We start from the raw sequence: 20,535 nt of genomic DNA on the forward strand, positions 1-20,535 counted from the left end.
CGTGCAGACCATCACGATCACCGTCAACGGCACGAGCCACACCGCCGAGATCGACGAGCGGATGCTGTTGCTCGAGTTCATCCGCGACGAGGCCGGCCTGACGGGCACCCACAACGGCTGCCTCGAGGCCCGCTGCGGCTGCTGCGCGGTGGAGGTCGACGGCCAGGTGGTCAAGTCGTGCAACGTGCTCGCCGTCCAGGTCGCCGACCGGCACGTCGGCACCATCGAGGGGGTCACGCCGCAGTCGGTGTCGCCGATCGAGCACGTCACCACCCAGAGCCTGGCCGGCATGTACCAGCCGCTCGACGCCCTGGGCTCCGACGCCTCGGCGCTGCACCCCCTGCAAGCCGCGTTCCACCGCCGGCACGCCGTCCAGTGCGGCTTCTGCACGCCGGGCATGGTGATGGTGCTCAAGAACTATCTGGAGGAGCACACCGACCCGACCCGCGACGAGGTCCGCACGGCCATCTGCGGCAACCTCTGCCGCTGCACCGGCTACCAGCACATCGTCGACGCCGCGATGGACGCGGCCGCCGAGCTGCGGGGTGAGCCGGCCGAGAGCACGGGCAGCGCCGCCGCCGAGCCCGCCTGAGGCGGGCGACGTGGAGCTGATGCGCACCGGCCCGGCCGGTTCCGAGCGGCCGGTCGTGCGGCACGACGGCCGGACCTACGACCTGAGGCCGCTCACCCACGACATCGACGGAGCCTTCCTCGCCGGCGGCGGCATCGACCGGGTGCGCGGGGCGCTGGCGGCGGGCACCCTCCCGGAGACGCCGGTGGACGGCCGGATCGGCGCCCCGGTCGCCCGCCCGCAGGCCGTGATCTGCATCGGCCAGAACTACGCCGCCCACGCCGCGGAGATGGGCGCCGCACCGCCCGCGTCCCCCGTCGTCTTCCTCAAGCACCCCAACACGGTCGTCGGGCCGTACGACGACGTCCGGATCCCGCGCGGTGCCGAGAAGGTCGACTGGGAGGTGGAGCTGGCGGTGGTCGTCGGCCGTCGCGCCCGCTACCTCGACTCCCCCGACGACGCCTGGGAGCACGTCGCCGGCTACTGCCTCTCGAACGACGTCTCCGAGCGCGGGTTCCAGTTCGACGAGTCCGGCGGACAGTGGTCGAAGGGCAAGTGCTGCGAGACCTTCAACCCCCTCGGACCCTGGCTGGTCCCCGCCGACGAGGTCCACGACGTGGGCGCCCTCCGTCTGTGGTCCACCGTCAACGGCGAGCCCCGCCAGGAGTCCTCCACCCGGGACCTGATCTTCTCGGTTCCCTACCTCGTCTGGCACCTCTCCCAGTACCTCGTCCTCGAGCCCGGCGACGTCGTCAACACCGGCACCCCGCAAGGCGTCGCGCTCTCCGGACGGTTCCCGTACCTCCGCAGCGGCGACGTCTACGAGGCCGGGATCGAGGGGCTGGGCGAGCAGCGTCAGTCCGTCACCGACGAGTGAGGTCGAGGTCGAGCATCGGTCGACCTGGACAAGGGCAGGGCCGCGTGCGAGCCTCGGACCGATCTCGGGCCTCTCTCGGGCCGACCGCAGGAGGACCGGGATGACCAGCTCACTGGAGGCCGCGTCGGCGGAGTTCTACACGGCGCTGAACGCGATGCTCGGCGGGGACGTCGAGCCGATGCTCGCGCTGTGGTCGCACGCGGACGACGTAACCTACATGAGCCCGTTCGGGGAGCTGCTCACCGGCTGGGAGCCGATCCGGGCGTCCTGGCAGGCGCAGGCCGACGCGCACCTGGGCGGCGAGGTCCGCGCCGAGGAGGTGCGCCTCGTGGAAGGCGACGGGCTGGGGTTCGCAGTCGGGTTCGAGCGCGGCGAGGTCCAAGTGGAGGGCCGGCCGACGACGGTCGACATCCGGGCCACCAGCCTCTACCGCCGCGAGGACGACGGGTGGCGGATGGTCGGCCACCACACCGACCCGCTGGGATGAGTCACGAGTTCGGCCGAAACGTCGCGCACTGGTCCAGACATTCTCTACGATCACGCGCATGAGGCCTCGGGTCCTGGGTACAGCGTTAGCCGCTCTCGTCGCGCTGGTCGCGGCCCTGCTCGCGGCCCCCACCTCGCCGCCCGCGTCCGCGGCCGGCCCCTCGCTCGGCGCTCCGACCGACCTCCGTACGACGGTCGTGGCCGGCCAGAAGGCGATCCGGGTGACGTGGAGCCCGCCGAGCTCGGGGGTCCCCGCAGGCCTGGCCTACGAGGTCCTCCTCGACGGCGAGGTCGTCGACACCTCGATCCTCGAGACGACCTACACGATCACCGACCCCGGCCTGGTCGTCGGGCACACCTACGACGTCGGCGTGCGGGCCACGGTCGTGGCCAGCCACAGCGCGACGGTCTCCACAGCGCAGCAGCTCTACATCGCACCGGTGACGACCGTGCAGTCCGCGAACCCGTCGAACCCGTTGGCCGGTCGCGAGTGGGGCGTGTACACCGGCCTGCAGGACCAGGCCGTCATCGGGTGGCGGGCCGCGGGCTATCCCGACAAGCTCGCGCCGATCGCGATGATCCACAAGGCGAAGTTCTTCGGCAACTGGATCCCCGACGCGCAGGTGTACCAGCAGACCAAGGACTACATCGAGGGCGCGCAGGCCGGCGACCCGGAGCGGCTGACGATCCTGACGTTGTTCCGGATGTTCCCGTGGGAGGGCAAGGCCAGCATCCTGCAGCGGCTGCCGACCCCGGCCGAGCAGGCGTCGTACAAGAGCTACGTCACCAACGTGGCCCGGGCGATCGGGGACAACCGGGTCGCCGTGGTGCTCCAGCCGGACGGCTTCTTCGCGTGGAAGGCCTACCACACCCTCAAGCCGAAGGTCGGCCGGAAGCAGGCGCTGCTGCCCGCGCGGATGCTCGCCTGGACGTCGAAGACGCTCGACGCCGCGGGCCCGAACGTGAGCGTGTACGTCGACATGGGCTCCGAGGACTGGGCGCTGGGCAAGGTCGCCCCGGTCGCGAAGTTCCTCAAGCTGTGCGGCGTGGAGTACGCCCGCGGCTTCTCCCTCGACGTCTCGCACAAGAACTACCTGGACCGCGAGATCCTCTTCGCCCAGAAGGTCTCCCAGGCGCTGGCCGCGATGGGCCTGAAGAACAAGCACGCGGTGATCGACACCTCCGACAACGGCCAGCCGTTCGCCGGCAAGGAGATCAACCCGCCGGGCTCGCACCAGCCCTACACCCCGCCCGGCGAGATCGACCCCTGCACGAAGAAGAACCAGGGCACGCCCTGCACCGCACTCGGCGTGCCGCCGACCACCGACGTCGACAACCCGGCCTGGGACCTCGGCGCCGAGGTGAACAAGGCCGCGGCCAGGTACGTCGACGCCTACCTGTGGGTGAGCCGGCCGTGGCTGCCCGACCAGGGCCAGGGCGGCACGAAGTTCAGCCCGGACTTCGCGAGCCGGCTGCTGAAGACCTGGACGTTCTCGCCCTACGAGCCGTTCACGGCGAAGGGCACGTAGCGGTCGGTCGGGTCAGTCGAGTACGCCGGGGGCGGCGTCCTCGTCCTCGACCCACTCGTCCTCGGTGTCGAAGAGATCCCGCTTGCGACCCTTCCGGTCGTCCGTGCCGCGGCCACCGCGACCCGACGCGACCGAACCGGTGCCCCGGCCGCCGGCCGCACCCCGGCTGCCGCCGGTCGTCCCTCGCCGGCCCGTCGCCGCCGCGGAGCCCGCGCGCCCAGTGGCGCCCGAGCTGACCGCGGGCCCGCCGGAGCGGCCGAGTGCGCCACCCGAGACGCCTGTGCGTGACGTGGCGCCGATACCGCGCACGCCGCCCGCGGCAGTGCCGGGGTTCGTGACGACCGGAGTGACCCCGCCGCGGATCCCGCCCGCGGTCAGGCCGGTGCCGAGCAGGCCGCCCGCCGCGCCGCCCGCCGGGGCACCCGCGAGGCCGAGGCCGGTCCCCGCGGTCAGCCCGCCGGCCGAGGCGCCGGGCACGCCCGCCGAGACGCCCGGCGTACCGCCGGAGGCCGGGACGCCGGCCGGGTCGAACGGGCCCCCGCCCTGCGGCGCACCGCCGGGGTCGGAGCTGGGATCGGTGCCCGGGTCGGTGCCGGGGTCGCCGGGCACGTAGTCGATGCCCGAGTCGGGGTTGGACTGGTCGTGGTGCTGCGGCTGGTGCGGGTGCCAGGTCGGGTTGGACGACGTCTGCCAGTGCGAACCGCCGCCCCCACCCGCGGGCGCGGAGCCGCCGGACCCACCGGCGCCGGCGCTCCCGCCGGCACCGCCGCCGTTGACGTGCTTCGGCGGCGGGTCGGGCTCGCCGTGGATCTTCTTCATCGTGGCGGTGGAGTGCCCGAAGACCCGGTCCATCGCGTCGGCCTGCTTGCGCGCGCGCTCCTCCTGGTCGGCGTACGCCGCCTGGTAGTCGGCGTGCGCCTGCCGGTTCTGGGCCTCGGCCTGGATGTCCTGCGGCGTCGGCTGGCCGGTCGGCCGCTGGTACGGCGGCGGCTCGCTCAGCGGGTGGCTCTGCAGGTTCGCCTGCTCCGCCCGGGCCGCCGTGATGACGTCGGCCGCGTTGCGCAGCGCCTGAGCTCCGTCGACCAGCTCGGCGGCCTTGTCGCCCATCTTCTGGGCGGAGCGCTGGAACGCCGCGTCGATCGCGGGACCGGTCTTGCCGCCGATCCGCTCCTTGACCTCGGGCGAGGCGGTCGCGAGGGCGAAGCCGATCTGGCCGAGGATGCGCTGGCACTTCTCCCACTCGTCGGCGTGGGTCGCGATCGTCTCGGGCGTCGCGCCGTTCAGCGCCTGGTCGAGGCGCGCGCGCTGCGGTCCGGCGGCCACGTCAGTCCCCCTCCGTCGACAGCGGAAGGGAGCAGGAGTTGTTGGTCTCGAAGCTGGGCGCCGCGACGCACGAGGTCGACTCCGCGATGCCGTTCAGCGCGGTCGCGTTCGACACGTCGGTGTCGACCATGTTGTCGGTGAAGCTCGACAGGTTGTCGCGGTAGCCGCGCAGCCCCGCGGCCATCTGCAGCACGGCCTTGGCGACGTGCTGCTGGGCGACGCTGCTGTGGTGGCCGAGCTGCGCGCCGGCCTCGGACCCCCCGAAGACCGCGCCGATCGGATTGACGTTGTTCTGCTCGAGCTCGTCGGCGTTCCGGCCGAGCATCCCCCGGACCTCGTCGATCAGGTCCTCGGGCAGCTGCAGCACCCCGAGCATGTCCAGCGCTTCCATCTGAACGTGTTCCTTCCCCCGAACTGAAGGTCGACAGCTTCAGCAGCCCCCTACCCCGGCCGCCCGGGACACGAAACCTCATCGACTAGATTCGCTGCAAACATCTCGGACCCAGGAGCTGATGGATGCGCCGCACCGCCGTACCCGCCGCTCTCGCGGCGCTCGCCCTGCTCGCCGGCTGCGGCGGCAGCGACGACCCGGCCCCGACCCCGGCGCCCTCGAGCGGCTCGACGGACCCGTCGGGGTCCGCGTCCAGCCCGAGCGCGGACGTCGCCACCGGCATCCGGCTGACCCAGCCGAACAGCACCGTGGTCGCGCCGGAGGCGTGGACCCGGGGCCGCACGATCGTCAGCGGCGAGACGTCCGCGGACAGCCCGGACCACCTCGCCTGGGTGTCGCTGGGCGAGATCGAGGCGTTCGGGTCGGACCAGGACGCCGAGCAGCTCGGCCACACCCGGATCGCCTCGGACCCGAGCCCGAGGAAGCCGAAGCTGCTGCCGGTGGCCGAGCTCGACGGCCGGCCCGCCTACCACGTCGCGGGCTGGGTGGGCGGATCCCGCTACATCGACGAGTACGGCGCGATCTGGAACGACCGGATCGTCTCCCTGGTCTTCTCGTTCAACGAGAAGGTCCCGGCGGCCGAGCGCACCCAGGTCGTCGAGCAGGTGCTGCCGACCTTCCAGTGGAAGTAGGCAGGGTCCTCAGCGGCGGTAGCGCAGCGTGCCGGGGTACCACTTGTCGGTCCACAGCTTGTCGGTGCGCACCCGGGTGCCGGAGTACGGCGCGTGCAGCACCCAGCGGTGCCCGTGGCTGAAGCCGGCGTACACGCCGACGTGGTACACGCCGCCGCCGTCGTAGAAGAAGATCAGGTCGCCGCGCTTCATGTTGCTGCGCTTGATGTGCTTGGCGAAGTGCGCCTGCGCGGACGAGGTGCGCGGGATGTGCTTGAACCCCGCCTTGCGGAAGGCGTAGTAGGTCAGGCCGGAGCAGTCGAACGCGTTCGGGCCCGAGGCGCCGTAGCGGTACGGGTCGCCCTTCTGGTGGACCGCGACGCTCATCGCGCTGCCGACGCGGCGCGCGGACGGCGCCGACGGGGCCTGCTTGTGGCCCTTCTTCTGGTGGTGGGCCGCGTGGTGGGCGGTGGCGCCGTGGGCCTCGGAGGTGGTCGGTGCGGTGGCGAGCAGGCCGACGGCGAGGGCGCCGCTGGCGAGCACGCGGAGCGCGCCGGAGCGCAGGGAGTGCAGGGTGGGCATGCGGATGCTTCCTTCCCACGCCTGTGAGGTGAGCTGTCGGGTTCGGGCGAGAAGGTGCCCGGCCACCGGTCGGTGGCTTCACCCCGAGCGGCCGCCGGAGGTGCTGCGGCCGCGGAAGTGGGTCCCCCACTCCTGCCTGTGCTGATGTCTCGGGTTCGGTCGCCCGGGTGGCAGGACTCGGCGTGCCCGGGCGATCGGGGACGCTAGCCGAGGAATTCACGCGATCACGAGTCGCCGGACCGCGGATCCCGTGGCCTGGGCCACACCCCCCGCGTGGAATCGTGACCCGGTTGGACGGAGATCACACAGTTACACCGGTGTCGCGCCCGGTGTCACGCCCGGTGTCACGCCCGGTGTCGACCCTGCACCACGTGGCCCTCGTCGAGGCGGACGACGCGGTCGGCGACCTCCCAGACCCGCCGGTCGTGGGTGGCCACCAGGACCGCGGAGCCGGCGTGGGCGGCGGCCGCGAGGACGGCGACCACCTGGGTCACGTGGTCGTCGTCCTGGTGGCCGGTCGGCTCGTCGAGGACGGCGACCCGGGGACTCAGCACGAGCGCCCGCGCGACCGCGGTCCGCTGCTGCTCGCCCAGGGAGGTCTCCCGGACGCCGCGCCGGGTGAAGGCGTCCAGGTCGAGGGCCTCGGCGAGCGCCGAGAACGCCGCGGTGGGGTCGACGCCGGCGCGGTACGCCGGCAGGCACACGTTGTCCTCGACGCTGAGCCCGGCGAGCAGCCCGTGCTGCTGCGGCACGACGGCCACCACGGCCCAGTCGGTGACGCCGGCGGTCGGGACGCCGTCCACGGCCACCTCGCCACGATCGGGCCGCTCGAACCCGGCGGCCAGGTGGCACAGGGTGCTCTTGCCCGACCCGGACGGCCCGGCCAGGGCGACGAGCTCCCCCGGCGCCGCGGCGAGGCTGACGTCGTGCAGCACCTCGACGCGGCCGGCGCCCGCGCCGTACCCGTGCCCGACCTCGACGACCCGGAGCCCGCTCATCGGTCCTCCTCCGGTCGCCGCAGCCGCACCTGGTCGCCGTCGGCGTCGACCACCACCCGGCGGTCGGGGAACAGCTCGAGCACCTCGGGCGGGAGCTGGAGCCGCCCGGTCGCGTCGATGACCGCGGCGGCGGTACGGCGGCCGGCGGTCTCGCTCGACAGCACGCCGTGCCGCAGCCGGAGCAGCCGGTCGGCGCGGTGCGTGATCCGGTCGTCGTGGCTGCTGATCACGACCGTCGAGCCGGCGGCCGCGGCCGCGAGCAGTGCGTCCATGACCCGGTCGGCGTTCGCGTGGTCGAGCTCGGCGGTCGGCTCGTCGGCCACCACCAGGGCGGGCCGGCCCACCAGGGCCATCGCGACCGCGAGGCGTTGCTGCTCCCCGCCGGAGAGCGCCTCGGGGCGGTGGCGGGCGCGGTCACCGAGCCCGACCGCGTCGAGCGCCGCGTCCGGGTCGTGGCGGGCGGCGCCCCGCCAGGACGCGACCTGGCGGAGCTGGTCGGCGGCGCACAGGTGCGTGAACACCGCGCTCGAGGAGCGCTGCGGCACGAACCCGATCCGCCGCCGGCGCAGCCCGCGCAGCTCGCGGGTCGAGGCGCCGCCCACGTCGCTGCCGAGCACGGTGAGCCGGCCGGCGCTGGGCCGGTCGCGGGCGCCGAGCAGCGTCAGCAGGCTGCTCTTGCCGCTGCCGGACGGGCCGGCGACCACGGTCAGCGCGCCGGGTTCGAGCTCGAGCCCGAGCCCCCGCAGCGCGTGGGTCTCCCCCGTCGCGGAGCGGAAGACCTTGACCAGGTCCTCGCACGACACGGTGGCCCGGGTGTCACTCACCGGCACGGAGCACCTCCGCGGCGGGCCGGCGACGGGTGAGCAGCGTGCCGGCGAGCCAGGCCGGCAGCACCAGGCCGGCGAGCACGCCCAGCAGCCAGAGCAGGTCGGAGGCCTCGGGGCGCGGGTGCGTGAGCGGCGGGATGCCGGCGGCGGCGTCGATGCTGCTGGGCGCGAGCACGAGCACCGCGGCGGCGAGCACCGCCGCGACGACAGCCGTCGCGACGGCGTACCCCAGCTCCCAGGCGCGCGCCCGGGCCAGGTCGCCGGAGCGGTAGCCCATCCGGCCCAGCAGCACGTCGGAGACGGTGTCGCGGTCGGCGAGCCGCAGCGCGAGCACCAGGCCCGCGGCGAGGGCGAGCGCGAGCACGACCGCCCCGAGGGCGAGCGCGTAGCCGGCGGCCCAGGTGGCGGCGACCAGCCCGTTCTCGATCCGCGCGGCCGCGGCGGTCTCGACCACGCCGTCCGTGGCGACGTCCTCGCGGGCGAGCCGGCCGCGCAGGTCGCTGGCGGGCTCGCGGCTCCACACGAGCGAGGTGAGCGCGCCCGGCTTGTCGATCGACGCCCCCTTGTGCCGGGGGTCCAGGTCGGGCGGCACCAGCTTGAACAGCCGCCGGCTGTCCAGCACCACCGTGACGGTGCCCGGCTCGGTCTCCGACCCCGGGAACGCCGGGACGACGCCGAGCACGAACATCGGCACGGTGGAGACGCTGTCGAGGTCGATGACGGTCGTGTCGCCGGCGCGCAGGTGGGTGTCGCCGGCCAGGATCGCCGGGAGCCCCTTGGCCCTGGTCGTCAGCCGCGGCACCAGCGCGCGGCCGGCGTCGAGGTCGCCGGAGCCGCCCCAGTCGGCGACCCCGGCGAACGACGTGGGGTCGATCGCCATCAGCGGGACCTGGATCTCCCCGGGCGGGAGCCCCACGTTGCGGCGCCACACGAGCGTGGTGCCGTCCAGCGGCGGCAGCACGGCGCGGTCGGCGCCCTGCGCCCGGAAGTCCTCCGCGACCTCGATGGTCGTGGCGACCCCGGCCAGCGCGGCGGTCTTGTCCGCGACGCCCTCGTCGATGCCGCGCCGGACGGTGAGGGTGTAGGCGAACAGCCCGAGCGCCACCGCGACGACCGCGGCGAGGGCGACGACCTCGCGGACGACGGGGCCGGTGCGCCGGGCGGCCAGCCAGCTGGGCGTGCCGGGACGCGCGCGGGTGGCCCGGCGGGCGCGCAGCCAGGCGGTCCCGCGGATCACCAGCATCGCCACGGTCGCCGCCACGAGGAACGGGAACGCGGTGGTCAGCGGGGTGGTGGCCCGGTCGGTGGTGCCCACGGTGAGCACCGAGAACGCCACGACGGCCGTGACCACGGTGAGCGCGGTCCCCCACGGCACGGCGACCCGGCCGCGGCCCAACCGGGAGACCCGGTCCAGGCGGTCGGTCGCCAGCGCGGAGGCCGCGGCGGTGAGGGCGACCAGCAGCAGCCCGGCGCCCGCCCCGGTGGCCGCGCGCACCACCTGGTCCCGCGTGACCGAGGTGTCGGCCGGCGTCGGCGGGCCGGCCGTGACGACGCCGAGCCGGGCCAGCGCCAGGCCGGCGGGGACGGCGACGGCACAGACGAGCAGCGCCTCGAGGGCGGCGAGCAGGGTCAGCTCGAGCGGGCGCAGGCCGAGGCCGCTGGCGAGCAGCTGCTCCCGGCGCCGGCTCAGGCCGAGCAGCATCCAGGCGGCCACGAGGAGCAGGGCCGCCAGCACCTGCCCGGCGAGCGCGTACGGCCGCACCTGCTCGCGCGCCGAGGTCGCGGTGTCGTCGGCCGCGCCGGCGATCGTCGGGAGGCCGGTGATCACGTCCAGCGTGGCGGGCGCGGGCTTGGCGCCGGCGAGCTCGTCGAACATGCCCGTGGCGCCGTCGAACGCCGCGTCGCCGTACGCGGCCAGGTCCGCGACCGCGGCGCTCGCCTGGTCCGGGGTGACGTGCGGGTCGAGCCGCAGGTCGACGACGTACAGCGGGCTCTCGCGCACCTTCGGTGCGAGGCGGTCGAACGTCGCCGGCTGACGATGGCCATCGGCGTGACGACCGCGGGGTTGGTCGGGTCGTGCGGGAGGAACCAGCGGTCCGCGTCGGGCAGGCCCGCCAGCCGGGTCGGCAGCGCCGAGCCCGGCGCGGTCTCGTAGGTCCCGGCCAGCACGGTGTCGCGGAGCGTGCGGCTGGTGCCGAGGAAGGTCTGCTCCATCCCGATCCTCAGCGGGTCACCGACGCGCAGGCCGAGCGCGTCCGCGGTCGCGCTGGGCAGCCACACGCCCTCGGCGTCGTCGGCGCCGAGGGCGGCCAGCGCGCCGTCGTGGTACCACATCACCGCCGGCGCGGAGCGGCCGTTGGCGACCGCGACCGGGGTGTCGGCCTGGCTGTGGCCGACCCCGAGGGCGGTCACCACCGGGTCGCCGTACGCCGGGAGCGCGGCCAGCGGGTCGAGCAGCGGGTCGATGTCGCCCACCACGCCGTCCCAGGTGACCCGGAGGTCGCCGGACCCGTCGCCGTACGGCCCACCCGCGACGGCGGCGAGCCCGTCGGCGAGCGCCGCGGAGCGGGCCGTCGCGACGAACATCGTCGGCGCGACCACCGACGCCACGAGCAGGGTGGCCGCCACCAGCACCAGCGCGCCCCACCCCGGCGTCCGCGCGAGCCGGAGCGGCGCGGCCCGCCACAGCGCGAGGGCAGCGGGCCGGGTCACGTCGTCAGGTTACGGAGGTGGGAGCGCTTCCAGCATCGACTTCGGGAACCAGGTCCGCGATGGACTCGACCACGCGGGTCGGCCGGTAGGGGAACGTCTCGACCTGCTCCGGGCGGGTCGATCCGGTGGTCACCAGGACGGTGCGCAGCCCCGCCTCGAGGCCGCTGATGATGTCGGTGTCCATCCGGTCGCCGATCATCACCGTGGTCTCGGAGTGCGCCTCGAGCCGGTTGAGCGCGCTGCGCATCATCAGCGGGTTCGGCTTGCCGATGAAGTACGGCGTGCGCCCGGTCGCGGTGCTGATCAGCGCCGCGACCGACCCGGTGGCCGGCAGCATCCCGTGCTGGCTGGGCCCGCTCGGGTCCGGGTTGGTCGCGATGAACCGGGCGCCCGCGGCGATCAGCCGGATCGCCCGGGTGATCGCCTCGAACGAGTACGTGCGGGTCTCCCCCAGCACGACGTAGTCGGGGTCGCGGTCGGTCATGACGTACCCGATGTCGTGCAGCGCCGTGGTCAGGCCCGCTTCGCCGACGACGTACGCCGTGCCGTGGGGCCGCTGCTCGGCGAGGAACTGGGCGGTGGCCAGCGCCGAGGTCCAGATCGCGTCCTCGGGCACGTCGATGCCGCTGCCGAGCAGCCGGGCGCGCAGGTCGCGCGGCGTGAAGATCGAGTTGTTGGTCAGCACCAGGAACTGCCGGCCGGAGGCCTTGAGGGCCTCGATGAACTCGTGGGCTCCCGGGATCGGCACCTCCTCGTGGACGAGCACGCCGTCCATGTCGGTCAGCCAGGTCTCCACGGGCCGCGAGGTCATCCCCGGACCCTACCCAGCCTCGTCAGCCGGACTCATCGGCGCGGGAGCAGGACCTCGATGCCGTCGGCGGGGTGCTCGCCGGTGACCCGTCCCCCCAGCGCCTCGACGACGGCCCTGGCCTGGGCGATCCGATCCAGCGTCTCGCCGTCGTGCTGGTGCTCCTGGGCCCGCCCCTCGGACTCGATCCGGATGCGGAGCTGGCCGGCCTCCTCCCCGAAGAAGACCAGGCGCACCGCCCCCGACGCGCGGCGTACCACGTCGGCGAGCAGCAGGTCGGTGACGTGCTCGACGGGGCCCGGCGTGTAGGTGATCGCCAGGTTGCCCTCGGCGGCGGCGGTGAGCGTGCGGCTGCGGACCCCGAGCCGGTCCGCCCACCGCTGGGCCAGCTGGGTGGCGAGGTCGACGAGCGGCAGCTCGGCGCCGGCGACGAGGCTGCCCCGGCGGGACAGCTCGACCAGCTCGCCGGCCACCGCGCCCACCTCGTCGACGGCCGCGAGGCTGCGGGCCGCGGCCTCCTTGACGTCCGTGGGGACGTCGTCGCGCAGGGTGAGGTCCTCGAGCTCGAGCCGGAGGCCGGTGAGCGGCGTCTTGAGGACGTGCGAGGCGTGCTCGGCGAAGTCCCGCTCGCGGTGCACGCGGTCCTCGAGCTGCAGCGCGCTGGTGCGCAGCGCGTTGGAGATCGCCCGCGCCTCGGGGATGCGGGTCCGCGGCAGCTCCAGGTCGAACCGGCCGCGGCCGAGGTTGCCGGCGGCCACGGCGAGCCGCTGGAACGGCGAGGACAGCGCCGACGCGATCACGAAGCCGACGATGCCGGCCACGACCGCGATCAGCAGGAACAGCGCCGCGATCGAGCCGGTGTCGCGGCCCACGATGTCGCGGATCACCTGGTCGGACTGGCTGAGGATCAGGGAGGCGCCGTCGGTCCGGGCCCGGACCGACATGTCCTCCGTGGGGTCGTCGGTGCCGGCGTACTCGTCGCCGTGCGCGACCAGCGTGCGGCCCTTGACGGGGTCGTACTCGAGCCGGGCCTCCACCCCCACGAGCGAGTCGAGGAACGCCTGGTCGACCCGGACGCCGGCTGCCTCGCGGTCGCGCATGATCGCGGCGATCAGCTCGGCCTCCTGCCGCAGGTGCGACGACTCCTGCTCGCGGACCAGGTCGCGCAGCACGTACGACCGCACCAGACCCGCGCCGAAGAGCAGCACGACGGCGAGGACGACGAAGGCGGCGGTCAGGCGTTCACGCATCGGGGGTGCCGCCCTCGAGGCGGAATCCCACGCCCCGAACGGCCACGACCCGATCCGTCACACCCACGCTCTCGAGCTTCTGGCGCAACCGGCCGATCGTGACGTCCAGCGTCTTGGTCGAGCCGTACCAGTTCTCGTCCCACACGTCGGCCATCAGCCGACCGCGAGAGACCACCTTGTCCCGGTTGGCGGCCAGGATGTTCAGCACCTCGAACTCCTTGCCGGTGAGCGGGACCTCCTCCGTGCCGGCGTAGACGCGCCGTGCGTCCACGTCGATCCGCAGCCCGTTGGGCGGCGTGGACCCGGCCTGGGCCGAGGAGGCGGTACGGCGCAACAGGGCGCGCACGCGCGCCTGGAGCTCGGCCAGCCCGAACGGCTTGGCCAGGTAGTCGTCGGCCCCGTAGTCGAGCCCGACCACGCGGTCGAGCTCGCCGGCCCGGGCGGTGACGATCATGATCGCCCCCTCGAAGCCGGCCTCGCGGGCCCGACGGCAGACTTCGAGCCCGTCGATGTCGGGCAGCCCGAGGTCGAGGATCACCACTTCGGGTGACGTGGCCAGGGTGTCCAGGGCCTTCTGGCCGCTGTCCACCCAGGAGACGTCGTACCCTTCACGCTCCAGCGTGCGCACCAGGGGGAACGCGATGTCCTCCTCGTCCTCCACGACCAGAACTCGTTGCGCCATGGGAGTGAGCATAGGGGGATCGACCCCTGGCCCGTGGACAGTGCTCACCGTTGCCCCCCCGTGCCCGCTCCCACCAGGACCGCGGCGGGGCGCCGGGATCGCACGGTGCCGGCCGCCAGCAGCGCGGCGAGCAGGCCGGCGCCCCCGAGGAGCAGCAGCCAGAGGACGGGATCGCCGAGCACGAGGTAGGCGTAGCCGACCCACGGCAGGCTGAAGACCACCTGCGGGACCACACTGCCGTCCGGCTGGAGCCGCCACGGGTCGGGCTCGGCGAGGGCGTCGCCCTGGGTGACGATGCCGCTGTGGTCGATCGCGACGATCCGGTGGGTGACCATGCCGTCGACGTGCGCGGACGCCGGCGGCCGGTAGGTGATCACGTCGCCCACGCGGAGGTCGTCGACGGGGACCGGCCGCTCGAACACGACGGAGCCGCGCGGGATGCCGTCGGGGCGCTCGCCGTCCATCGAGTCGCCGGTCATGACGTAGCGCTGGAGCCCGAGGCCGATCGGCAGCAGCACGAGGACGGTGACGGGTCCGAGGATCACGACGAGCGCGACGAGCCGCCCCCACGGCGTCGACGCCGGGCGGTGCGGGGAGGTCGTGATCTCCATGGGTGGTCGTCTTTCCGAGCGGTGTCCGGTCCGGACGGCCGTCCGGCGCTCCCCCCAACAGCGCCGGACGAGCCCGTCCGGGTGACCGTCTGCCGGCGACCGTCCGCGCTCCCCCCAGAGGCGCGGTGCCCGCCGTCAGACTCTGATGCTCAGGGCTCGGAGTTGACCCACGTGTACGACGCCGTCGCCGGCTCGCCCTGGTTGGCGAACGGCGCGTCGTCCGGGAGCGACACGGTGAAGGTGAAGGTGCTCGAGCCCCCCGGTTCGAGCGTTCCCACATCCTGCGCCTGGTCGCTCATCGCGGCGAAGTCGCCGTCGAACAGCGTGGTGCCGTCCTGGTCGATGACCAGGTGGAGCTCCCCGTCCGCGAACGGCGAGGGATCTCCGGACTCCGAGAAGAAGAGCTTCGAAGCGAGACCGCCAGAGTTGCGGATGGTCACGCTGCGAGACACCGACGCCCCGGGCTCGATCTTGCTGATGGTCAGCGTCGCTCCCTGGTTGTCGTCGGCCAGCAGCCGGATCCCGGAGGATCCCTCGCTGGCGCTCGTCCACGGGACACCGAGGACCATGGCCAGCACGCCGGCACCGACGACACTGCCCACAGGTAGCAGCAGCTTCCTGGCCGTGGTGGCAGCAGTCGTCGTGGTCATCAGCATCCCCCCGGTGCTTCAGGTGGTACGTCACTGACGCTAGGCCCGGGGTCTCCACGTCAGATCAACACGTCGTCCAAGGGTTCTCCACCGTTCGGTAACAGCCCGCAGGTTCAGGAGAACAGGTCGCCGTGCTCGCGCACGCGCTCGAGGACCGCCTCGAACCGGAACTGGTCGAGCTCGAGGGCGTCCTCCGCCCCCGCCTCGACCTCCGCCCAGGACACCGGGGTGGCCACCGTCGGGACATCGCGTCCGCGCAGGGAGTACGGCGAGATCGTCGTCTTGGAGCCGGCGTTCTGCGACCAGTCCAGGAACACCTTCCCGGACCGCTTCGCCTTGGTCATCGTCGCGGTGACCAGCTGCGGCCGCTCACCCTGGAGCTCCTCGGCGACCTCCTTCGCCAGCGCCGTCGACTCGTCGGGCGACAGCCGCGCGGGCAGGTCGGCGTACAGGTGCAGGCCCTTGGAGCCGCTGGTGACCGGCCGGGCGTCCAGGTCCCGCTCGGCGAGCTTCTCGCGGACCAGGAGCGCGACCTGGCAGCACTCGTGCAGGCCGGCGGGCTCGCCGGGGTCGAGGTCGATGACGAGGCGGTCGGCACCGCGGGGCCGGTCCTTGCCGTCCACGGTCCACTGGTGGACGTGCAGCTCCAGCGCGGCGAGGTTGACCAGCCAGGTGAGCGTGGCCAGGTCGTCGACGATCGGGAAGACCAGGGTGTCGCCTCCCCCGGAGCCGGCAGAGCGAGACGCCCGGGAGCCGGTGGTCGGGACCTTCGCGGTGCGCACCCACGACGGCGTGCCGTTCGGGACGTTCTTCTCGAAGAAGCTGCCGTCCTGGACGCCGTGCGGCCAGCGGATCCGGGTGACGCAGCGGTCCTTCAGGTGCGGCAGCAGCACCGGGGCGACCTGCGCGTAGTAGTTGAGCACCTCGCCCTTGGTCGTCCCGGTGCGCGGGTAGAGCACCTTGTGCAGGTTGCTGATCGTGAGCGTGCGGCCGTCGACGTCGACCCGGACCTCGTCCTTCTCCCCTGCCATTCAGCGTCCGATCGCGATCACGGGGCGCTGGTCGGGGTCGAGGCGGAACATCAGCGCCCGGATGAACCGGCGCGGCGCGCTCACGCAGCCGGCCGTGGCCCCGGAGCCGTTGACGTGCAGGAAGATCCCGGCGCCGCGGTGGCGGACCTGCCCGCGGTTGAAGCTGGTGACGATCGACCACTCGTACTGACTGCGGTAGTCGAGCAGCCGCTCGGAGGAGTTCGGGTCGCTCGCCGGGAGCCGCCAGCGGAACCCGCCCTGGCTCTTGTTGCGGTAGCGGTTGTAGTAGCGGCTGCCGTTGTCCTGCACCCAGTAGTCGCCCCGGCGGACCTTGCGGTAGGCCAGGTCCCACTTCGGGTCCTGGCGGTGCATGCCGAACGCCGAGAGCAGGTCGTAGCTGCCCAGGGGCGTGGTGCCGGTGCCCTGGTGCCGCTTCCGGCCGACGACGAGGCCGCCGTACCCGATCCGGCCGTCGGCGGCCTGGAGCTGCTGCTGCCAGCGGCCGTCGCGCAGCACCCACCAGGTGACCCGGGCGCGGTAGCCGGTCGTGTGGTTGACGGTGACGACCTGGGTGGTGCCGTCCCGGAGGCGGACGTCGACGCCGTCGAGGCGCACGTGGCGGGGCGCCGCCTGCGCCGGCGCGGGCGCGAGCAGGCTGACGGCGAGCAGCAGGGGGACAAGGCGCTTCACAGGTCCTCCGGGGTGAGGTCGGAGCGGACCCCCTGGAACGAGGGCTGGCGTAGCCGTTCGTACCCACGGCCGTGGGTGTCGATGTCGACGACCAGCACCGGCTCGAGCCAGCGCGTGCCGCGGGCGTCGATCGCGGGCACCTCGTCGGCGAACGGGCTGTCCGCGCGACCGAGGCCCGCCACCAGCTCGGCGAGCGCCCGGCCCTGCTTCGGTCCGATGCCGCTGCCCACCCGGCCCCGGTACAGGAGCCCCGCGGGCGTCACCTCCCCCACGAGGAGCGACGCGAGCCGGTCGGCGGTGCCCTCCTGTGGGCGCCAGCCGCCGACGACGTACGACAGCCGGTGCCGGTGGGCGAGCTTGAGCCAGTGCGGGCTGCGCTCGCCGAAGCGGTACGTCGAGGTGCGCCGCTTGCTGACCACCCCCTCCAGACCCTGCTGGAGGGTGGCGTCGAAGAGCATCGCTCCGTCGTCGTACGCCGGCGGGACCTGCCAGGTGCCGTCGATCTCGAGGTCGGCGAGGGCCGCGCGGCGCTTCTCGAGGGGCTCCTGGGCGAGGTCGCGGCCGTCGAGGCGGAGCAGGTCGAAGACCATGTAGATCGCCGGCACCCGCTCGGCCAGGCGCTCGGCGGTGGGTGCCTTGCGCACGTGCATCCGCTCCTGGAGGGTGCGGAAGTCGGGGACGCCGCGGTCGTTGAGCGCGATGATCTCGCCGTCGACGAGGAGGTCGCGGTCGCCGTACGGGCTGGTCGAGAGCTCGGGCCAGGCGATGGTGATGGCGTTCTCGTTGCGGCTGGTCATCCGCAGCGTGCCGTCGCGGACCTCGGTCAGCGCGCGGACGCCGTCCCACTTGACCTCGTGCGCCCAGGCGTCGCCCACCGGGACGGTCCGGCCGTGGGTGGCGAGCATCGGGCGCATGCGGGCCATCCTGCCCGACCGATGACTCCTGGCATTCACATGAGTCACACTGGGCACCGGGACATCGAGGAGGATGTGTATGCGTGCGATCTGGAAGGGCGCGGTCTCGTTCGGGCTGGTCAGCGTGCCCGTGAAGCTGTATGCCGCCACGGAGTCGCACGACGTGTCGTTCCGGCAGGTGCACGCCAAGGACGGCGGGCGGATCAAGTACCAGCGGATCTGCTCGCTCGACGGCGAGGAGGTCGCGTACGCCGACATCGCCAAGGGCTACGAGACCGAGGACGGCGAGATGGTCATCCTCACCGACGAGGACCTGGCCGAGCTGCCGTCCACGTCCTCGCGCGAGATCGCGGTCGAGAAGTTCGTGCCGTCGGAGCAGATCGACCCGATGCTGTTCGAGAAGTCGTACTACCTCGAGCCCGAGAAGAGCGGCGCCAAGCCCTACGCGCTGCTGCGCCAGGCGCTGCTGGACGCCGACCGGATGGCCGTGGTCACGGTCGCCCTGCGGCAGCGCACGACCGTGGCGGTGCTGCGGGTGCGCGACGACGTGATCGTGCTCCAGACGATGATGTGGCCCGACGAGGTCCGCACGCCGGACTTCTCCGTCGAGGCCGGCGACGTGAAGCCGCAGGAGGTCAAGATGGCGCACATGCTCGTCGAGACCCTCGCCGGCGACTTCGACCCGAACGAGTTCGAGGACGACTACGCCGAGGCCGTCGAGGCGCTGGTCAAGGCCAAGGTCGAGGGCGGCGAGGTCAAGCGCACTCCCACCTCCACGAAGTCCTCCGGCGAGGTCGTGGACCTGCTGGCCGCCCTGCAGCGCTCGGTCGACGCGGCCAAGACCGCGCGGGGTGAGTCGGCGGACGACTCGGCGGACGACTCGGCGGACGACGAGAAGCCGGCGAAGAAGACCGCTGCCAAGAAGTCCGCGGCCAAGAAGGCTCCCGCGAAGAAGACCGCGGCCAAGAAGTCGGCGGCGAAGAAGTCGGCCGCCAAGAAGACCACGAAGAAGGCGGCGGCCCGGAAGGCGAGCTGATCGCCGCGGCAGCCGTTGGTCGAGCTCGTCGAGACCCCGGAAGCGGCGGGGCACCGTTGGTCGAGCTCGTCGAGACCCCGGAAGCCGACTGACTGCCGGCGGCCTGCGGGTTGGTTGGTGTTGCGACCGACAGGCAGCGAAGCGGGGACGGCGGGTGGGTGGTTGCGGCCGGCTCCCGGCTCGCTGGCCGCGGCTTTCGGGTCGTGTGCCTGAGACCGCGCTATAGCGCGGTCTCAGGCACACGACCCTGAAACCCACGATGCTCAGAACCCCTGTGGACACAGGGGATTCTCGCCAGAGGCGATGTCGGTGGGCAGTGCTTGAGTAGGTGTCATGAACACCCCCGCCACCCCGAATGCGTGTTCCCGGCACCGGGTTCGTGTGGACCGACCCCCACGGCCAGCGACATATCAACTGACCCCCACCCCGCCGACCACGGCCGGCGGGGCCAGCAGCGTGCCCGCCCCCGCGATGAGACCGCCGCGCGCCCGTTCGTCTGCCCGATTCCGGCGCGCCTGACCTCGACGCGGTCTAGCGGTCCTGCCATGCCCGAGCAGTCTGGCTCAGCAGCCGCTGTCGAACGGAGCGTCGCGGCCTCGTGCTCTGAGAGCGGCTCACCACCCGGGCAGGACCAGGCCCGCCCAGACCAGCAGCGGACCGATCAGCACGACGAGCACGCTGTAGGTCAGGATCTGCCGGTAGTAGACGTGCTCGCCGATCGACTCGGGCTTGTTGGCGAGCATGAGCGCGCCGTTGGTCGAGAACGGGCTCACGTCGACGATGGTGGACGACACCGCGAGCGCCGCGACGAAGAGGCCGGCGCTGATCCCGCCGTCGGCGATCAGGGGCAGCGCGATCGGGATGATGACCGGCAGCAGGGCGGTGGACGAGGCGAACGCCGACACTACGCCGCCGACGTAACAGAGCACCAGCGCGCCGACCACCACCGTGCTGAGGCCGGCGGCCCAGCTGCCGACGAACTCGGGCGAGCCGGCGGCCTCGAGGATCGCGGCATAGGTGCTGACGCCCGCGACCAGGAGCACCGTCGGCCACGCGATGTCCTTGACGGTGTCCCGGTAGGCGTTCGGCGCGAGCATCGACAGCAGGACGGCCGCGGTGATCGCGGCGAAGCCGATGTTCTTGTCGAAGGCCAGCGCGACGACGGCGACCAGGACGAACGCCGCCAGCGTGAGCCACTGGGCCAGGGGTACGCCGCCCGCGGCGTCCTCGGGCGCGGCGTCCGCCGGGTCGATCCGCCGCGACATGAGCGTGCGCCCGCCGAGCACGAGGAAGAGGACGACCGCGAGCAGCAGGTTCACGACCAGGCTGGCTAGGAAGATCGTCACCTCGCTGTCGGGCAGGCCGTTCTCCGCCATCACGGAGTTCGTGATCGTGCCGTAGATGCTGATCGGCGAGAATCCGCCGGCCTGGGCGCCGTGCACGACCATCATGCCCATCATCAGCGGGCTGATGGCGTGCCGCCCGGCGAAGCCGAGGGCGATCGGCCCGATGATCGCGCACGCGGCCGGGCTGACCGCGCCGATCGCGGTGAGCACGCCCGTGACCGCGAACATCACCCACGGGATCATCGCGACCCGGCCGCCGACGGCGCGGACGGCGCTGTGCACGATCAGGTCGACCGTGCCGTTCTGGCGCGCGATCGCGAACAGGTAGGTCACGCCGATCAGGGTCAGGATCAGGTCGCCGCTGACCCCGGTGAGGATCTCCTTCTCGTCGAGGCCGAGCGCGTACATGCCGACCAGCCAGGCCGCGACGTACGCCAGCGCCCCCATGTTGATCGGCAGCACGGTGCCGACGACGAACAGTGCGACGAGGGCGATGATCGCCACCCACTCGGATCCCATCACCGTCCCTTACCCCGCCTAGGGTGAAGTG

General features: G+C 73.1%; 21 protein-coding genes and 1 riboswitch. Of the genes, 6 read left to right on the forward strand and 15 right to left on the reverse strand.

The annotated features are described in order from the left end of the window. The first annotated feature begins 1 nt into the window (after position 1). The 4 genes from ABD086_RS11215 (at position 2) to ABD086_RS11230 (ending at position 3,463) form a co-directional block, all read left to right on the forward strand. Positions 2 to 592, forward strand: coding sequence for a (2Fe-2S)-binding protein (locus tag ABD086_RS11215; RefSeq protein WP_343907615.1), 591 nt, complete (start codon positions 2 to 4; stop codon positions 590 to 592). A gap of 19 nt (positions 593 to 611) precedes the next feature. After that, positions 612 to 1,448, forward strand: coding sequence for a fumarylacetoacetate hydrolase family protein (locus ABD086_RS11220; RefSeq protein WP_343907685.1), 837 nt, complete (start codon positions 612 to 614; stop codon positions 1,446 to 1,448). Positions 1,449 to 1,548: 100 nt separating this feature from the next. Further along, entirely contained in the window at positions 1,549 to 1,935 is a 387-nt protein-coding gene (locus ABD086_RS11225; RefSeq protein ID WP_343907616.1) for a YybH family protein, read from the forward strand. A gap of 58 nt (positions 1,936 to 1,993) precedes the next feature. Beyond that, on the forward strand, positions 1,994 to 3,463 hold the full coding sequence (locus ABD086_RS11230; RefSeq protein ID WP_343907617.1) for a glycoside hydrolase family 6 protein: 1,470 nt from the start codon (positions 1,994 to 1,996) through the stop codon (positions 3,461 to 3,463). Positions 3,464 to 3,475: 12 nt separating this feature from the next. On the opposite strand, the gene ABD086_RS11235 is transcribed toward ABD086_RS11230, so the two are convergent. Together ABD086_RS11235 and ABD086_RS11240 are read right to left on the reverse strand one after the other, a co-directional pair. After that, positions 3,476 to 4,786, reverse strand: a complete 1,311-nt coding sequence (locus ABD086_RS11235) for a hypothetical protein (RefSeq protein WP_343907618.1) — start codon at positions 4,784 to 4,786, stop codon at positions 3,476 to 3,478. A gap of 1 nt (position 4,787) precedes the next feature. Beyond that, positions 4,788 to 5,177 carry a hypothetical protein gene (locus tag ABD086_RS11240; protein ID WP_343907619.1) on the reverse strand — a complete coding sequence of 130 codons (390 nt, stop codon included), beginning with the start codon at positions 5,175 to 5,177 and terminating at the stop codon, positions 4,788 to 4,790. Positions 5,178 to 5,302: 125 nt separating this feature from the next. Between ABD086_RS11240 and ABD086_RS11245 the strand changes: the two genes are divergently transcribed. Next, positions 5,303 to 5,869 carry a hypothetical protein gene (locus ABD086_RS11245; protein WP_343907620.1) on the forward strand — a complete coding sequence of 189 codons (567 nt, stop codon included), beginning with the start codon at positions 5,303 to 5,305 and terminating at the stop codon, positions 5,867 to 5,869. 9 nt (positions 5,870 to 5,878) lie between these two features. Here the strand turns inward: ABD086_RS11245 and ABD086_RS11250 are convergent, their stop codons facing one another. From ABD086_RS11250 to ligD (ABD086_RS11305), 12 genes are all read right to left on the reverse strand, one after another. Then, entirely contained in the window at positions 5,879 to 6,430 is a 552-nt protein-coding gene (locus ABD086_RS11250) for a C40 family peptidase (RefSeq protein WP_343907621.1), read from the reverse strand. A gap of 3 nt (positions 6,431 to 6,433) precedes the next feature. After that, positions 6,434 to 6,583: riboswitch (cyclic di-AMP (ydaO/yuaA leader) on the reverse strand. Between the two features lie 191 nt (positions 6,584 to 6,774). After that, positions 6,775 to 7,428, reverse strand: coding sequence for an ABC transporter ATP-binding protein (locus ABD086_RS11255; protein ID WP_343907622.1), 654 nt, complete (start codon positions 7,426 to 7,428; stop codon positions 6,775 to 6,777). After that, a complete protein-coding gene (locus ABD086_RS11260; RefSeq protein ID WP_343907623.1) occupies positions 7,425 to 8,252 on the reverse strand; it encodes an ABC transporter ATP-binding protein in 828 nt (275 codons plus the stop codon). The genes ABD086_RS11255 and ABD086_RS11260 overlap by 4 nt, the downstream gene beginning before the upstream one ends. Then, on the reverse strand, positions 8,245 to 10,257 hold the full coding sequence (locus ABD086_RS11265) for a hypothetical protein (protein ID WP_343907624.1): 2,013 nt from the start codon (positions 10,255 to 10,257) through the stop codon (positions 8,245 to 8,247). The genes ABD086_RS11260 and ABD086_RS11265 overlap by 8 nt, the downstream gene beginning before the upstream one ends. A gap of 714 nt (positions 10,258 to 10,971) precedes the next feature. Then, entirely contained in the window at positions 10,972 to 11,778 is an 807-nt protein-coding gene (locus tag ABD086_RS11270) for an HAD-IIA family hydrolase (protein ID WP_343907625.1), read from the reverse strand. 32 nt (positions 11,779 to 11,810) lie between these two features. After that, positions 11,811 to 13,025 carry an ATP-binding protein gene (locus ABD086_RS11275; RefSeq protein ID WP_343907626.1) on the reverse strand — a complete coding sequence of 405 codons (1,215 nt, stop codon included), beginning with the start codon at positions 13,023 to 13,025 and terminating at the stop codon, positions 11,811 to 11,813. After that, positions 13,018 to 13,707, reverse strand: a complete 690-nt coding sequence (locus ABD086_RS11280; RefSeq protein WP_343907627.1) for a response regulator transcription factor — start codon at positions 13,705 to 13,707, stop codon at positions 13,018 to 13,020. Before ABD086_RS11280 ends, ABD086_RS11275 begins: the two co-directional genes overlap by 8 nt. Positions 13,708 to 13,751: 44 nt before the next feature. Next, positions 13,752 to 14,318: a S24/S26 family peptidase gene (locus ABD086_RS11285; RefSeq protein ID WP_343907628.1), complete on the reverse strand. Its 567-nt coding sequence runs from the start codon at positions 14,316 to 14,318 to the stop codon at positions 13,752 to 13,754. Between the two features lie 149 nt (positions 14,319 to 14,467). Continuing rightward, complete coding sequence (locus ABD086_RS11290) at positions 14,468 to 14,968, reverse strand: COG1361 family protein (protein WP_343907629.1); 501 nt, start codon at positions 14,966 to 14,968, stop codon at positions 14,468 to 14,470. 113 nt (positions 14,969 to 15,081) lie between these two features. Then, positions 15,082 to 15,999 carry a non-homologous end-joining DNA ligase gene (gene ligD / locus ABD086_RS11295; RefSeq protein WP_343907630.1) on the reverse strand — a complete coding sequence of 306 codons (918 nt, stop codon included), beginning with the start codon at positions 15,997 to 15,999 and terminating at the stop codon, positions 15,082 to 15,084. Next, positions 16,000 to 16,689: a L,D-transpeptidase family protein gene (locus tag ABD086_RS11300; protein WP_343907631.1), complete on the reverse strand. Its 690-nt coding sequence runs from the start codon at positions 16,687 to 16,689 to the stop codon at positions 16,000 to 16,002. Further along, positions 16,686 to 17,603, reverse strand: a complete 918-nt coding sequence (gene ligD, locus ABD086_RS11305) for a non-homologous end-joining DNA ligase (RefSeq protein WP_343907632.1) — start codon at positions 17,601 to 17,603, stop codon at positions 16,686 to 16,688. The genes ABD086_RS11300 and ligD (ABD086_RS11305) overlap by 4 nt, the downstream gene beginning before the upstream one ends. Before the next feature lie 79 nt (positions 17,604 to 17,682). Between ligD (ABD086_RS11305) and ku the strand changes: the two genes are divergently transcribed. Next, on the forward strand, positions 17,683 to 18,639 hold the full coding sequence (ku, locus tag ABD086_RS11310; protein ID WP_343907633.1) for a non-homologous end joining protein Ku: 957 nt from the start codon (positions 17,683 to 17,685) through the stop codon (positions 18,637 to 18,639). Between the two features lie 614 nt (positions 18,640 to 19,253). Here ku and ABD086_RS11315 read toward each other — a convergent pair. Then, the gene (locus ABD086_RS11315) at positions 19,254 to 20,504 is read right to left on the reverse strand and encodes an SLC13 family permease (RefSeq protein ID WP_343907634.1); all 1,251 of its coding nucleotides are present in this window, start codon (positions 20,502 to 20,504) and stop codon (positions 19,254 to 19,256) included. Positions 20,505 to 20,535: the final 31 nt, after the last annotated feature.

The sequence above is a fragment of the Nocardioides aquiterrae genome (assembly GCF_039526625.1).
GTDB lineage: Bacteria > Actinomycetota > Actinomycetes > Propionibacteriales > Nocardioidaceae > Nocardioides > Nocardioides aquiterrae.

What these genes read in the sequence shown, in the direction of transcription:
- ABD086_RS11280 (WP_343907627.1), bottom strand. Translation starts at nt 13,707, where the DNA reads ATGGCGCAACGAGTTCTGGTCGTGGAGGACGAGGAGGACATCGCGTTC.
- ku (WP_343907633.1), top strand. Translation starts at nt 17,683, where the DNA reads ATGCGTGCGATCTGGAAGGGCGCGGTCTCGTTCGGGCTGGTCAGCGTG.
- ligD (WP_343907632.1), bottom strand. Translation starts at nt 17,603, where the DNA reads ATGCGCCCGATGCTCGCCACCCACGGCCGGACCGTCCCGGTGGGCGAC.
- ABD086_RS11230 (WP_343907617.1), top strand. Translation starts at nt 1,994, where the DNA reads ATGAGGCCTCGGGTCCTGGGTACAGCGTTAGCCGCTCTCGTCGCGCTG.
- ABD086_RS11250 (WP_343907621.1), bottom strand. Translation starts at nt 6,430, where the DNA reads ATGCCCACCCTGCACTCCCTGCGCTCCGGCGCGCTCCGCGTGCTCGCC.
- ABD086_RS11285 (WP_343907628.1), bottom strand. Translation starts at nt 14,318, where the DNA reads ATGGAGATCACGACCTCCCCGCACCGCCCGGCGTCGACGCCGTGGGGG.
- ABD086_RS11290 (WP_343907629.1), bottom strand. Translation starts at nt 14,968, where the DNA reads ATGACCACGACGACTGCTGCCACCACGGCCAGGAAGCTGCTGCTACCT.
- ABD086_RS11240 (WP_343907619.1), bottom strand. Translation starts at nt 5,177, where the DNA reads ATGGAAGCGCTGGACATGCTCGGGGTGCTGCAGCTGCCCGAGGACCTG.
- ABD086_RS11255 (WP_343907622.1), bottom strand. Translation starts at nt 7,428, where the DNA reads ATGAGCGGGCTCCGGGTCGTCGAGGTCGGGCACGGGTACGGCGCGGGC.
- ABD086_RS11220 (WP_343907685.1), top strand. Translation starts at nt 612, where the DNA reads ATGCGCACCGGCCCGGCCGGTTCCGAGCGGCCGGTCGTGCGGCACGAC.
- ABD086_RS11270 (WP_343907625.1), bottom strand. Translation starts at nt 11,778, where the DNA reads ATGACCTCGCGGCCCGTGGAGACCTGGCTGACCGACATGGACGGCGTG.
- ABD086_RS11245 (WP_343907620.1), top strand. Translation starts at nt 5,303, where the DNA reads ATGCGCCGCACCGCCGTACCCGCCGCTCTCGCGGCGCTCGCCCTGCTC.
- ABD086_RS11225 (WP_343907616.1), top strand. Translation starts at nt 1,549, where the DNA reads ATGACCAGCTCACTGGAGGCCGCGTCGGCGGAGTTCTACACGGCGCTG.
- ABD086_RS11275 (WP_343907626.1), bottom strand. Translation starts at nt 13,025, where the DNA reads ATGCGTGAACGCCTGACCGCCGCCTTCGTCGTCCTCGCCGTCGTGCTG.
- ligD (WP_343907630.1), bottom strand. Translation starts at nt 15,999, where the DNA reads ATGGCAGGGGAGAAGGACGAGGTCCGGGTCGACGTCGACGGCCGCACG.
- ABD086_RS11315 (WP_343907634.1), bottom strand. Translation starts at nt 20,504, where the DNA reads ATGGGATCCGAGTGGGTGGCGATCATCGCCCTCGTCGCACTGTTCGTC.